This is a genomic window from Thermodesulfomicrobium sp. WS (assembly GCF_027925145.1).
GTDB lineage: Bacteria > Desulfobacterota > Desulfovibrionia > Desulfovibrionales > Desulfomicrobiaceae > Thermodesulfomicrobium.
On the sequence record NZ_AP027130.1, the window covers coordinates 545,390 to 558,568 of the forward strand.

Annotated in this window: 10 protein-coding genes; all 10 read right to left on the bottom strand. The window is 62.3% G+C overall.

Annotated features, from left to right (window positions below; genetic code table 11):
* Nucleotides 1-20: 20 nt before the first annotated feature.
* Nucleotides 21-299, bottom strand: a complete 279-nt coding sequence (cas2, locus tag QMF81_RS02665) for a CRISPR-associated endonuclease Cas2 (RefSeq protein ID WP_281751778.1) — start codon at nt 297-299, stop codon at nt 21-23.
* The gene (cas1, locus tag QMF81_RS02670) at nt 299-1,348 is read right to left on the bottom strand and encodes a CRISPR-associated endonuclease Cas1 (RefSeq protein WP_281751780.1); all 1,050 of its coding nucleotides are present in this window, start codon (nt 1,346-1,348) and stop codon (nt 299-301) included. The genes cas2 and cas1 overlap by 1 nt, the downstream gene beginning before the upstream one ends.
* Nucleotides 1,349-1,357: 9 nt before the next feature.
* On the bottom strand, nt 1,358-2,944 hold the full coding sequence (locus QMF81_RS02675; protein ID WP_281751782.1) for a CRISPR-associated primase-polymerase type A1: 1,587 nt from the start codon (nt 2,942-2,944) through the stop codon (nt 1,358-1,360).
* A gap of 109 nt (nt 2,945-3,053) precedes the next feature.
* A complete protein-coding gene (locus tag QMF81_RS02680; RefSeq protein WP_281751785.1) occupies nt 3,054-4,604 on the bottom strand; it encodes an ATP-binding protein in 1,551 nt (516 codons plus the stop codon).
* Nucleotides 4,605-4,691: 87 nt separating this feature from the next.
* Nucleotides 4,692-6,059 carry a tetratricopeptide repeat protein gene (locus QMF81_RS02685; RefSeq protein ID WP_281751787.1) on the bottom strand — a complete coding sequence of 456 codons (1,368 nt, stop codon included), beginning with the start codon at nt 6,057-6,059 and terminating at the stop codon, nt 4,692-4,694.
* 209 nt (nt 6,060-6,268) lie between these two features.
* On the bottom strand, nt 6,269-7,624 hold the full coding sequence (gene cmr6 / locus QMF81_RS02690; protein ID WP_281751789.1) for a type III-B CRISPR module RAMP protein Cmr6: 1,356 nt from the start codon (nt 7,622-7,624) through the stop codon (nt 6,269-6,271).
* Between the two features lie 3 nt (nt 7,625-7,627).
* Nucleotides 7,628-7,981: a type III-B CRISPR module-associated protein Cmr5 gene (gene cmr5 / locus QMF81_RS02695; protein WP_281751791.1), complete on the bottom strand. Its 354-nt coding sequence runs from the start codon at nt 7,979-7,981 to the stop codon at nt 7,628-7,630.
* A gap of 2 nt (nt 7,982-7,983) precedes the next feature.
* Nucleotides 7,984-8,877, bottom strand: a complete 894-nt coding sequence (gene cmr4, locus QMF81_RS02700) for a type III-B CRISPR module RAMP protein Cmr4 (protein ID WP_281751793.1) — start codon at nt 8,875-8,877, stop codon at nt 7,984-7,986.
* A 23-nt stretch (nt 8,878-8,900) separates the two neighbouring features.
* Complete coding sequence (locus QMF81_RS02705) at nt 8,901-10,124, bottom strand: type III-B CRISPR module-associated Cmr3 family protein (RefSeq protein WP_281751795.1); 1,224 nt, start codon at nt 10,122-10,124, stop codon at nt 8,901-8,903.
* On the bottom strand, nt 10,121-13,177 hold the full coding sequence (gene cas10, locus QMF81_RS02710; protein WP_281751797.1) for a type III-B CRISPR-associated protein Cas10/Cmr2: 3,057 nt from the start codon (nt 13,175-13,177) through the stop codon (nt 10,121-10,123). The genes QMF81_RS02705 and cas10 overlap by 4 nt, the downstream gene beginning before the upstream one ends.
* Nucleotides 13,178-13,179 lie beyond the last annotated feature (2 nt).

A 13,179-nucleotide genomic window follows, 5' to 3' on the forward strand; every position in this document is an offset into this window, starting at 1 on the left:
AGGCAAGGTGCCCAATTCCTTTACAGGTAGGCGCTGGAGCGTAGGCGGGGCGGCTCGCCGATCCCCAGTCCTTCGAAATCCGTAAGACAGCTGCGACAGAGGCGGTAGCAGCGCACGCTGTCGCTGGTGTGGTCCAAGAGGCGTTCGAGCTTGTCAAGGAGCCGCAGGAGTTGGCGCTCACTCATGTGTTCGCATTCATACACGGACTTTTGCACTCGTCGGCCGTAGCCGTCCAGGAGTTTGGCGGCCTTGGTGCGGGCGCGGTCCTCGGCGATGTCGTAGCAGATGACGTAGAACATCAGCGGACAAGCTCCCAAGGGAAAGGGCGGTACTCAGGGGCTTCGCCGACGAGGTGGGCGGCGAAGCGGCGCACCTGACGCAGGATGAGTTCCCGCAGCGTGGTGTGGTCGTCGGCCAGGGGGTCCCGGGTGCGGGTGCTCATCCAGGTGTCGTAGCTCTCCATGAGGGCGCGGATGGTGCCTGGCTTCATGGACACCGGGCGTTTTTCCGTAAGCTCGTCTTCGTGGGCAAAGGCCTCGGGGGCGGGGCGCAGGATGAAGCCTTCGGGGCTGACGGCGCGGCGGTTCACCAGCCCGAGGATAAGGCGGTCGGCCACGAAGGTGCGCCATTCTTCGACCAGGTCGCAGGCCAGGGATGGCCGGCCGTAGGCCACTTCGTGCAGGGCGCCCAGGTAGGGGTCGAGGCCCACGCGGGAGATGGCGGAGAGCACTTCGGCCGTGAGCACGGTGGAGACGTAGGAGATCAGGGCATTGATGGGGTCCCGAGGGGGGCGGCGGGTGCGGCCGGTGAAGGTGAAGGCGGGGTTGCGCACAAGCAGGCCGAAGACCCCGAAATAGATGCGGCTGCCGTGGCCTTCGGCGCCGCGTACCAGCTCCAGGGAGGGCTGCGCCGGCAGTCCGCGCTCCAGGGCGCGGATGGCCGTGCCTGCGGCGAGCAGGCGCTCATCGTCATATTGCTGGCCGCGCAACAGGAGAAATCGGGCCTGGGCGCGGAGCTTGCCGGCCACGATGCTGCGGGCGATCTGGGCTGTCCTGGCCGGGTTGGAGAGCACGAGGTATTGGGCGCGGCGGCGCTCCACGTGTTTGTGCTCGTCAAGGACCAGTCGGGCCTCGAAGCGGCCGGTGGGCGACAACAGTACGGTTTCTACCCGGTGCTGCACCAACGCCTTGAGCACGGCCCCGGACAGGGAGCCATAGCCCATCACGGTGAGGGTTTTGAGGCCATCGAAGGCCACGCGCTCTACGGTACGGCCGTGGCGCACCACGGCCAGGTTGCCGTCTTCCTTGCGCAGGTAGGCCCCGGGTTCCAGCACATAGACGCGTTCCACGAGGCGCTCCTAGTGGGCTGGCAAAAATCGGTGCACCAGATCCATGGCGCGGCGGAGTTCCCGCAGCGCGTCCTGGAGATTGGTGATGCGCTCCGAGACCTCGGCCTGTTCGAGGCGCCAGCCGGGGACGAACACCAAGGGGTGGAGGTAGCGCACCGGGCCGGGAGCGGGGCAGAGGTCCCGGGTGCTTTCCAGCAGGGCGTGGATCTTGCGGCAGCCCAGCGGAGTTCCCCGCAGACGGGAGATTTTGTAGTCCACCAGGTGGGGGTTGTAGTTTTCTTGGTCCCCCAACAGGGCGTGGAGCACCTGACGGCGCTCAGGCAAAAAACCGATGGTACCCAAGAGGACGCGCTCTTCGCGCAGGGACAGGGCGCGTCTTTGCCGGCACAGGGCGACGATGCCGGCCACAAGCGGGCAGGCCTGGGTCAGGGTGTGGAGGGTGGGAAAGTCCTCCGCCCACGCCGCGGCCGCCGGATGGGGGAGCACCGGGGCCGCAGGCGGCAGACTCTCCAGCACGGATGCCGCATTGAGGACAACGCCTTGCAGCCGCTCCAATTGCCGCACCATGTCCTCCCGGGTGCCGGGCAGAAGGCGTGAGGGCTTGCCCGAGAGGCGGTGGATGCCCAAGGGGAGCTTGACGAGGTTCCCCAGCCCCTTGCCGGAGAGGGTGTCTTGCTTGGGGAAGACCTCCAAATGGAAGGCGGTGAGGTCCGGCTGCAGGCGGGCCGCCAGTCGCCCCAGGGCGGTGCGGACGGCAGCAGGGTCCACGGGTTCGGCGAAGGGGAACCAGAAATGGTAGCCTTTGCCGCCGCTGAATTCCGTGATGCAATGGAGCTTCTGCTCCGCGGCAAGCTCAGGGAGGCGCCCGAGGAGGTAGGCGAGCTCTCGGCGCACGGTGTGGCGTTCGCGGCCATCGAGGCGCGCGCCCCGCAGCTCCTTGCGCAGGTCCGCATCGATGACGCCCAGATAGGTGCGGCCGCTTTGGGTCAGGAGATAGATGCCGTAGGTGCGCAGTCCCGCCAGGTGCTCGCGCACGGCCGCAGGCGTCAGCGGTTCGCGCACCGGCACGTAGCCGCTTTTGCCGGTGGCCTTGTCCACCCACTGCCGGGCGAAGCAGTCTTCGCGGCCGCGGAAGATGTGCATGTAGTGGCGGATGAGCTCTTCCATGTGCGCCTGGCGCGTAAACGGGGCTTCGGGCACCGGGGGGTCTTGAGGCTCCGGACTGGGCTTGGGCACGCGGGATACGATCCCCAGGTGCTCGGGGGCCAGTTGTTGGCAGAGGGCGCGCAGGCGCATGAGTCCTGGCGTATCGCCGAAGGTCTCAAGCAGGGCGTGGTGCTCCTGCCAGCCGAGGGCGTCGTGCGGGAAGCGTTGGTGGAGGGTTTCCAAGGCTGCGTGCGCTGCGTCGCGGTCTTGGGCCATTTGCGCGCAGCGGGCCCAGCGCAGCAGCTGCGAGGCGTCCAGTTCCTCGAGCAGTTCCCGCTCGGACAGAAGCTGCCGCAGGGCCTCTGGATCTGCGCCGGTAAGGGCAAGGTGCTCCAGGCGAGCGAGGATGAGACCAAAGTCCACGGGGCGGGGTTGGGGCGTGGCGGCCATGGCGGCTCCTTGGAGAAGGTGTGTCCTTTTCTCCAAGGAGTACGGGAGCCGCGGCTGAGATTTTGCGCCTCACCCGGGAGGCTTGCCCGGGGCCTACGGGTCGGTGTCGCTAGGCCCCCACCTCCCATCCCACGATTTGGCGTTGGGCGGCGCTGAATTCCACCCCCACTTCCAGGACCCGCACCCCTGGGGCGCGGTATTTGGCAGCGTAGTTTTTGGTTTGGATCTGGGCCAGGGCGGTGCCGGTGGGGGTGTCCTGGTGGATGACCTTGAACTCGAAGATCCACACCGTGTCGTGGTGCCGCACCGTCAGGTCGCAGCGGCCAAAGCTGCTCACGTCTTCAGCGATGATGGAGAGCCCGAGCGAGGCCAGGTGGCTGTAGAACACACTGGCGAAATAGCCTTCGTACTGGGCGATGGGACTGGTGTCGTACCAGCTGTGGGGGATGCCGGCAAAAAGGCGCTCGAAGTGTTGGCGCACCGCCTGGGTGTCTGCTGCGGCAAAGGCGCGGCGAAGGGGGAGGGCGTGGCGCATGACCTCCGCGTCGTTGGGGATCCAGGCGGCCAAGAGGGAGCGGTTGAGGGCCATGCGCACTTCCAGGTTGGGCACGCGCAAGGTGTAGGCCGTGAGCACCCCATCGCTCTCGCGCTGGGCGATGGTCAGGTACCCGGTCTGCCAGAGCATGGCCTCGAGGCCGATGTGATCCACGTCAAAGACGGAGAGGAGTTCGTCGTCGGCAAAGGTGTGTTCGAGGGATGGGGTAAAGAACTGCTGCTTTTTGAGCCACTCCACGAGAAAAGTCGGGGTTCCGGTCTCGAACCACCAGGAACGGAACTGGCGCTCTTGGAAGAGCAGCAGCACGTCGAAGGGGTTGTACACCGGGGTGTCGCCCCAGCGGTAGCCGTTGTACCAATGGCGGATGGCGTCGCGATCCAGATCGCCTAGCTCTGGAGCAAACACGCAGTCGATGTCCTCGTCGGTGTAGCCGCAAATGGTGGCAAATTCGGACGCCAAGGTAATATCGCGAAGATTGTTGAGTCCGGAGAAGATGGAGACCTTGCTGAATTTGGACACACCGGTGAGAAACACAAAGCGCAGGTCCGCATCGCGCCCCTTGAGCACGGAATAGAGGTTGCGCAGCCCATCGCGCATCTGCCGGGCGATGTCCGGATCGGTGATATTGTCGAGGATGGGCTTGTCGTACTCGTCCACGAGGACCACGACCTTTTCCCCGCAGTGTCGGTGCGCTGCCAGGATAAGTTCGTCAAAACGAATGGCTGGACTGGTACTGCGTGCGGGAATGGATACGCCCAGGGCTTCTGCGTTGCGCTCTAACGTGGTGTGGATGTGTTCTTCCAGATGACTTGGGTCGTGCAGTACGCCGCTGGCGAAATTCACGCGGATCACCGGGTGGCGCTTCTGCCAATCCCAATGGTCTTCCAGGTAGAGGCCGGTGAAGAGGGCGCGGTTGCCGGCAAAGGCCTCGGCTAACGTGTCGAGAAACAAGGATTTGCCGAAGCGCCGCGGCCGGGAGAGGAAGAAGTAGCCCCCTTCACGAGCGAGTTTGGCCACGAAGGGGGTCTTATCCACGTAGTAGCAATGTTCCTGGCGGATCTTGGCAAAGGTCTGGATGCCGATGGGCAGTTTCTTGCGAAGCATGGAGGGCCCCCGGGGATCTGGGAGGAAATTCGCATCGTTGGGCATGCATATACTGGCTCCGCGGGATGAAGTCAAAAGAGTGGCCGATCAAGGGCGGCCGTTTGGCTTCGGGTCGTCGTGGAGGGCCTGGCGCAGCTTGGGCAGCCAGGGGTAGCCCGGACGGTGGGTGCTGAGTTCTTGCTCCAGGCGCCGGGCCGTATCACCATCTCCGGCGCGCAGCGCTGCCACTGCCCCCCAAAAGAGACCGTCGGCGCAGGGGGTGCCGTAGGTGTGGCGATGAAATTCCACTGCTTGCTGGGCAAAGGAGGCGGCGTCGGCGAGTTGTCCGTGCTGGTATGCCATGCGTGCCAGGCGGATGAAGGCCTTGTGGCGTCCGCGGCGGTCGCGCTCTGCTGCCTCCAGAAGCACGGCGCGGGCCTGGGTGGGTTTACCCAGGGCCACGAGGCAATCGGCTTCGGTCCAGCGCACGTAAGGGCGCCGTGCCTTGAGCGGGACGCGGTTTATGGCGGCCAGCCCTTTGCCCGCTTGGCCCAGGGCCAGGTGACAGCGCGCCATGAGCTCGAAGACGTAGTCCACTTCTGCGGGCGGCGTGAACATGCTCGCGGTTTCCAGTGCCGAGAGGGCTTCCTGAAAACGGCCCAAGGCATGGAGAGTCTTGCCCAAGGCAAAGTGCTTGTGTTCGTTTTTGAGGTAGTCTTGGTCCTCGGCCAGGACGTGGCGCACTTGCTCCAGGGCGGCTTCGGCCTTGCCGGCATCGAGGAGGCAGGAGGCCAGCGCGTAGCGGGCCTTGACGGCATTTTTGCGCTCTTGGTGCCGTTCGTTTCGGGTGGCGTCGTCGTATGCCTCCCAGTTGCGCACCGCTTGGGCAAAGAGCGGCATGGCCCTTTGGGGGTCCCGGTCGAAGTCTTTATACAGGCGGCCTTCGCGGTAGTAGGGGGTCACCCGGTCGGGCAGGATCTTTTGGGCGTGCTGGAAATGCGCGTGCGCCTCGAGGATGCGCTTTTTGCGCTCCATGCCGGTGAGCACGATTTCTTTGGCCTGGGCGGCCTGGAGGCTGCGCAGCAGGAGGTAGCCGCGGGAGGAGTGGTAGCGGAAATTGGCGGGGTCTTGGGCGAGACAGTGCTCGAGTTCCGTCAGCGCTTCGTCGAAGCGCCCCAGTTGCCCGAGGGCGAAGGCGACCACGGCTCGCACCTCGGCATCGAGGCCGTGGCCGCAGAGCTCGGGGTGGTGTTTTTCCACCGGATGGGCAAGTTCGAGCATCTCTTGCCAGCGGCAGGCGCCTTTGAGCTGGTCGAGTTCGGCGAGCAGCCGACGTTGGCGCTCCTGGGCGTGTTGGATTGGCCCACACACCTCGGCGAGGGCCGCAAAGGGGTCGGGCTCCGGGGCCGCTTTCGCAGCGGGCTTCGGCTCTTCAGTTTGGGGCAGGGCGATGATGCGGGCAGGTTCGGCGCTCATAACCGTCCTCCTGGGTTTTCCCAAGAGGACGGGAGGAGCACAACGATTTTTATGCATCGGGAGGGGGCGGGTGGGCTCTACCGGGGATATCCCAAAAAAACTCCACCCAGCCCAAGGGAATGCATGCTGCAGGGTGGATGTCTAAAAGTTCCCCAAAGTCCTTCTCCCACGGCCCAAGGACCGTGGGAGAAAAGATCAGGGTTGCAGGATCAGCAGGAAGTGTCGTTTATGCCGATGATCTCGATATAATTCCCTTGTTTTCGAACTATAATCGGTATATTTCCTAGAGATTTCTTCTTTTTGATCCGGATTGTTCGCTCTTCTCCCAATTGCTGCCAAAATTCGTGGATTTGTCCTAGGAAAGTGGCTTGGCGTCCCTCAAATGTGGCAGTGATTTTTTGAGATCCAGGATCGTATTTCAAGTAGGCTTGCGGCCATTGCTCAGTGGTTTCCTGAATCTGGTGGATATCCAAATTTTTTTGCTGATTCGTGGAGGGAGATTCTGGGGTGGAGATTTTCATAGCTCCATACCCAACGGCCGTTTTTGCGCCAAAACCAACCCAGGAAAATGCATGTATGAAGGCGGTATGGAGCAAATTCTGCCAGCGTGCCGTCCCATTTTCTTCTTGGAAGAGGCTTGGGGCAATGCGCTTGAGACGTTCCGCATCACAGATGACATGGAAGACGAATGTGGAGCCCGGCGGTATGGTCAGGAAGCTGATGGGATTGGGTTGCCCGGAGTCATGAGGGCTGGTGCTTCCACCGCTTTGCCGATCGGTCCGTTGTTGATAGTAGTGGGTTTGGTGGGGCGTCATGATCTCCACCATCAGACTGTTTCCTGCAATTTGCGGAATCACGTCCCAAAACGTGAGCACCCCACGGACGGCAGGGGAATCCTTGCCTTGGGGCTCGCGGCCAAAGAGTACGTCAATGGCCGAGAGCGCAATGCGCGTCGTGTCCGCTCCTGTGCCGTGTTCGATGCTGGAGACGGGATCGTGGCTCCAGCCGCAGGTGTCGCCCCAAATGCCTTCGGCCAATTCTTCGGCAGTACGCCGCACAACCCCTTTGACCCCACTGCCCGGCAGATAGGGCAGCCCATAGGGCCAGAGAAAGGCAAACCCGTTTTCCAGCGGGTGCTCGTTGCCCAAGCCGGTGGTGAAGGGGGCCACTGTGGTGGCGCGTAGCGAGAAGCCTGTAGTCCCCTGGCAGGTAAAGGCAGCTTGCTGGCGGGCAAGAAGGCTCTGAAGGATTTTGGCGTCTTCTGCACTGAGTTTGCAGATTCCTTCCCAAGCGCGTCTGGAGGCAAAATCGTTTTTTTGCCAAAGGGAGGGTAATGGTCTGCGACGCTGTAGTGTAAGAGCTTGGATCACCGCATCCATGCCATCTCGTTGAAGCATGGATGCTACCTCTTGACCTTCGCGACTTCGTTGGTTCGCACGGTCTTGAACTTCATGTTCTTGGTCTGTTCTGTTTGTCCATATGGAGAGATACATGCCGAATCGCATTCCAGGAGAAGCACTGGAAAAATCTTTCCCCATATAGTGAGGTACAGCGGCAATAGGCATACATTAGCTCCCTATGCGTGCTGCGGCCATCTGTCGGAGCCATTTGAGCCAGGCAAAGGCTTCGGTGGTGACCCTTTGGTAGATCGTGGATTCCTTTTGCATGAGATATTCCATGAATCCGGTGAAATCTTTTGGGGTCTTGCATTGCTGGTGGAGCCACTGGCGCAGGTGTTCTCCAAGGAGTTCGTGTCTGCCACCTTTTTGTTGGAGAAAAGCCATGACCTGCATCAGGCCAGAATTCATAATCAGGGCAGGAAGCCCCTTGGCATCATTGACGTAGTCTTTGCCATGACGCTGGATGCCTTCTTGGGCACACTTCCAGGCATGTTGGGCTCGGCGCTGTTCCAGGGTGTTCATGGTTATCCCTCCACCATTGTGGCGACCACCAAGCCTCGACCAGTGGTGGCATCGCCGCCGAGTTGCAGGAGTTTGCCGTCGAGAACCATTTTCATATGTCCAAGCACCACCTCGGCCGGGAGGTCGTCCTTGCCACTGCGGGTGGAACTGGCCATGAGTGGAGCCACCAGCAAGGACTCGGGCGGCAGGTTTTCGGTGTAGAAGAGACCGCCGTCTTGCGCGGTGCCTGTGGTGTCGTCGATACGTACGTGTGGTTCCACCAAGGTGGCGTGTTCGGCAAAGTAGGCAAAGTCTGCGTCGGAGAGGAGCACGAAGTCGGTGCCCATCTTGCTTTGAAAATAGGCGTATTCGGCCCCTGCGGGCAGCGCGCGTTGGGCGAGGTCGCGGGCAATGCTCTGGAGCGCTGAAGATTCTGTGGCGGCGTATTCGAAGGCTTCCAAGTAGAGCTTGCCATCGGAGAGTACGGTGGTTGTGGCCACCAGACAGTGGCCATCCGTGACATCAGGGAGATCCGGCCAGGCAAGGTTGATGTTGAGAAGCGATAAGAGTCGCCGGGCCCGTTCTATCGCTGTGGGACAGGATGCGTAGACATAGCTCCCCTTGAGACTGCGCACCGGGAAGGCGACCAGTTGGGCGTCGCCAAGGCTGGTGGCCCCGGCGTGAAGCTCGCTGGAGCCAGCCTCCGGGCCGAGGATGCGAGTGATGTGGTCCGCATCGCCCCCTAGCGCCTGCCAGGCATGACGGATGGCCCCTTTGATACCCGAGCCGGCAAAGCACGGATGTTGGGTGTGGCGTTCGCGCTGGATGGGGTTGTCGATGACTCCCAGGGCCTGGCCTGCGCCCATGTGTACCGGGCTGATGGCGTACAGAAAGACAGCGGCGTGTTTGGTGTACATGGTGTCATTGCTCCTTCTGGGGGTTAGAACACTGCGAACACGAAGCGGTTGAATCCTTCGGCGCGGCGGGTGTCGTCCTCGCAAGGATCTTTCCAGAGGCCGTGCTCCACGAGCTCTTGCAGGGCTGCAGCAGTGGTGGTGGAGTCAAGTTCCATCCAATAGACACTGCCTGCTGCGGCGGCGCGCTGCGCCGGTTTGGGGTGTCTGCGGGCCAAATCCCATCCCGAGACGGTCTCGGCCCTGGGGACAGCAGCGGCAACGATCCAGCCGGAAACACCGTGGAGCTCGAAACGTACGGCGCCGTCGGTGCGCAGGGTGTCCGGTTGGGCGCCGGTGGGGAGCCAGCCATGCGCAAAGATGCCTGGGGACGTGAGCACCATCCGGCATCGCTGGTTTTGGACAAAGCCAGAGGGGTCAGGGGCGGGGCAGGGAATAGTCGTCGGTTCGATGGCAGCGGCGCGGCCATCACCTCCAAGGCGGACGAGGCCTTTTTGCGGCGGAGTCGCCCCCTGCACGGTGATCACAAAGCCGGTGTCGAAGGTTTCTTCTTGAGATGCCGTGCCGCTGTGGAAGCGTTTGCGGAAAGCGACCGCCTGCGCGGAGAAAAGCCGACCTTCTGCGGCGCTCCCCGTGGTGTCACTGATGCCCACACCGATGCGTAGATCGATGCTCCAAAGACAGCGAGAGTGGAGGAGATGCTTTGAGGAAAGCGCCTTGCCGTTGAGGTAGGCCGTCCATCCTGTTTGTGTCAGCCAGTACCCGGAGAGTGGTTTGCGGCGAAGGGGTTGGGCCAGCACCGGGAGATATGGAAGAGAGGCAGAAGAGAGGATTGGCGCTGTGCCTTCGAGGGACGAAGTCCCAGTTTTCCTTTGGAAAAGTGCTTGGGGGATCAGGGTATGGGGCTCTGGCGCGCCATTTGCGCCTGCGGTGATCACGAGGTCGGCAGGGGGTGCCATGAGCAGTTCGACGCGTCCGTCTTGGAGACGGCGCGCCAAGTGGAATGCAGTCACGGTGAACGAGCCGGGTTTTTGGGGCGTCCCGAGCGTTGGGTGGCAGAAGTCTCCTCGGGAAAATGTCATGACGTCGATGCCTGCGTCGGCGAGCATGCGGCTTCTGATCGCCCCGGCGGCAACGGACGGCCACGGTGGAACCAGGGCTTCGCCGAAGCTTCCGGGATCACCGAAGAGTTTGTTCCCGCGCAGGAAAAGGACATCCAGGGGTTCCAGGAAAAGAGAAGATGCGGTCATGCGGCGTGCTCCTTACCGGTATGCAGGGATGTGTCCGCAGGCATGCGGGTTTCTCGGGCCAGAAATTCCGCGATAGCGAGGAAGTTTTCCAGCCACTCCTTGGGATGGGCCTGTTGCTGGGCAATCTGGGTGAGCCGTTGGGCGAGAAGGGGGGCGTGTTTGGCCGGCTCTCCTTTGGATTGGCGAGCAAGCTGGTACCCAAGCAGTGTTTCGAGAATATCGGGATGGGTTTTGGGATCCGGCAGATCGGCAAGCCACTTCAGGCTATGGTAGACTGCTCGGCGGGATGTGGTTGGTGCCGCAAGAAAGCGGATGGTGTCGAGCAATAACGCCATGGGTTCACCCCATGGGGCCGTAAAATGCAGCGCCCCTCCTGCGCGTTTGATCACCGTGATGGCAAAGGCGTTGCGCCCGCCCTCTTCTTTGGCGCGTTTTTCTGCGGCGCGCAGTTCCCGCAATACGGCGGAAAGTGGTGCTTGATGGTGGGCCACCACCAAGCCCGCTGAGGCCGTGGCGTTTTTTCCCATCATGCGCATGAGCCGGCCGCGGAGGAAGGCAAAGCCGTTTTTGCAGTGGAGCTGTTGGGGATGCTGCCGCACGGTGTGCCAGTCCAGGGGCTCGTTTTCAGAGGTGATCCCACTGTACGCCTGCCGCAGGCGACTCGCGCAAGACATCAGATCTGCTACCGGCAACACTGCCAGCACATCGTCCCCGCCAGCATAGATCAGGCGGCCGAGGTGCTCTTCTTCCACCACGTGCCTTGCCACATGTTGGGAGAAATCGTTGAGGGCCGCAGAGATGGCGAGGTGCCGACCAGGGGAGACGGCGCGGCGCTGATTCCCATAGTCCCGAATCGCAGGACAACTTTGGGCAAGGTGGTCAAAGCCATGTCGGACCTGCTTGTGGAAGCTCTCGCGGTAGGTGATGGCCGTGCCGGTGGTCTCGTCTCCGGAGAGGATGGCGCCCATATGGTCGCCGTCCATCATCAAAAGTCCATAGTAGCTTTCTAGGCGGAAGCGTTTCTTGGGAGCTGAGGCCGGAAGTCCTTGGGCCAGGATGTCGCGTACATGATGCCGGATTTTTTCCGCTTGGGATTCGTTCTCCATCTCGCTTGCTGCATCGAGCAAGGCCGGGAGGATGCGGGCCTTTTGGAGGGCCTCGGGGTGCCGCTTGCTATGGCGCAGCACCATGCCCCGTGGCAGCACCACTGGGTCGACCTTGATTTCCGGGATGGCCGCTGCGCTGGTGTTGGCGTCGTTTTCGAGCCAAACATCAAGTTGGCGCGCCAAGGCCATGGCATGAGTGCTGACGCTGTAGCGGAAGATGTTTTTGTTCCCTAAAGCCTGCTCCACCTCCTGGGTGAAGAGTGTGGGCCACAGGCGTTTGAGGGCCGCCAGTCCTCCCAAATGTTCCCCTTGACGAGCCCACGCCGGGCGTTTGTGGGCGATCCGCGTCCAGAGAGTGTCGGTGCGCTGGCCAGGAGGCAGGGCGAGATGGGTTCTGTCTGTGGTAAGCCATTCCACGTCGCCGCAGAGAGATTCCCTCCACCCGGTCTGCGGTTTTTGATCAAAGGGGCGCGCTGTTTTGGCTGCAGCGAGCACGCGTTCCGCGAGATCATAGACTGCCGGATAGAGAACCCCAGGGTTGGGGTGGAAAAAACGCACCTGCTGACCATTGCTGGTGACTTCGATGGCCTGGGAGAGGACTTTCCATGCGGCCGTATTGAGGAAGCCGCAGGGGCGCCCGGAATCTTCCCCAAAAAATGGCGCCATGGCGCTCTGGAGATTGGTCAGATCGAGGTCGCGCTGCTTGGTGTGGTCGCGGCAGCGAATGAGGGAGAAGGGTACGGCAGCCCAATAGACTTCAGGAAAAGAAGAGAGCTGCTCGCGCATTTGGGCGTAGGCCGGGCAGAATGGATCGTCTTCGAGACCTGCTGTGGTCAAGAGACGACGCACGGTTTCTTGGCCACGGTCCTGAATCCATTGCCGTGCGCTTTCGCGGCAGGCCTCGGCCAGTTCTCGGGCGCGGCTTGCGGGCACGAGGGCAACGAAGCGGTTGGGGAGCGCTGCGGCAAAGAGCGGGTTGGAGTCACTCGCTCCTCGTTGCCATTCGCATTGTTCAAACAATTGGGCAGGCAACCCCATGGCATCCCGCAGCCATAAATCCACCAGAGCGATGCCGCGGAGCCGGGGAAAGAGGAAGGCGTCCGGTCCCAGCGCCTCTGCCACGGGCCGCATGGTCTCCCAGGCAAGACGGGACAGCAGGTGGGATCCAGCCCAAAGGTCGTCCAGTTTGCGGGCGGAAGCAATGAAGGATTGTACTGGACCGATGGAAAGGGCCAAAAGCGCTGCATCGTCCTGGGGGTCTGCGGCGAAGGCACCGGCAAAGGCCGAGGTGAGGTCGAGGTGCTCCCAGATGGAATGGTCGGGGACCCGTGTGTCCGCCGGAAGTAGCGGCCAGAGCGCCCCCATTTTCCCGTTGTCGGCATCTTCGCTAAGCTCCGGGCCAAAGCGCCAGAATGCCAGGAGCGTTGCGCGCCAGGCGTCTTCATCCTTTCGCTCGCCGATGGCTTTGGCGAGGGCGGCAAAATGGCGGAATGCGCGCTCTTTGATGTCCGAGACGTCCGTATCATGGAGGGCGTGGAGATCGATTTCCTCTCCGGTAAGGGGATGGATGAGGATCGGTGCTGTGGTCCAGCGGACTTGAGCCCAGTTCGCCACTGGAAACGTGCGCTGCGTCCCGGACTTGGTGGTGACGGTGCGTTCCTCCATGGGCCATTGCGGTCGATCCGCGGCTGCTGCCCACCAGTCGGCCCGCTGGATCTGGCGGTAGATATCGCTGGCAAGACTTTGCGGAAAAAGAATCTTGGCGAGCACTTCGTCGTTGTCCGGGTCTATCTGGCTGCCGAGTTGCTCGAGGCCCATGAGGCGGCGGAGCGCTCGGGAGGTCCCGTTTTCGTGGCCTTCGGGGTCCCGTAAGAGGACCAAGGCTTTTTCCGCGGGGTCGTGCAGCCGGGCGGCGAGCTTGGTTTGCCAAAGGCGAGCAGTATTCATGG

Excerpts from the sequence above, each read along its gene's own strand:
- QMF81_RS02675 (WP_281751782.1), bottom strand. The coding sequence starts at position 2,944 with ATGGCCGCCACGCCCCAACCCCGCCCCGTGGACTTTGGTCTCATCCTC.
- cmr6 (WP_281751789.1), bottom strand. The coding sequence starts at position 7,624 with ATGCCTATTGCCGCTGTACCTCACTATATGGGGAAAGATTTTTCCAGT.
- QMF81_RS02705 (WP_281751795.1), bottom strand. The coding sequence starts at position 10,124 with ATGACCGCATCTTCTCTTTTCCTGGAACCCCTGGATGTCCTTTTCCTG.
- cmr5 (WP_281751791.1), bottom strand. The coding sequence starts at position 7,981 with ATGAACACCCTGGAACAGCGCCGAGCCCAACATGCCTGGAAGTGTGCC.
- QMF81_RS02685 (WP_281751787.1), bottom strand. The coding sequence starts at position 6,059 with ATGAGCGCCGAACCTGCCCGCATCATCGCCCTGCCCCAAACTGAAGAG.
- QMF81_RS02680 (WP_281751785.1), bottom strand. The coding sequence starts at position 4,604 with ATGCTTCGCAAGAAACTGCCCATCGGCATCCAGACCTTTGCCAAGATC.
- cas2 (WP_281751778.1), bottom strand. The coding sequence starts at position 299 with ATGTTCTACGTCATCTGCTACGACATCGCCGAGGACCGCGCCCGCACC.
- cmr4 (WP_281751793.1), bottom strand. The coding sequence starts at position 8,877 with ATGTACACCAAACACGCCGCTGTCTTTCTGTACGCCATCAGCCCGGTA.
- cas10 (WP_281751797.1), bottom strand. The coding sequence starts at position 13,177 with ATGAATACTGCTCGCCTTTGGCAAACCAAGCTCGCCGCCCGGCTGCAC.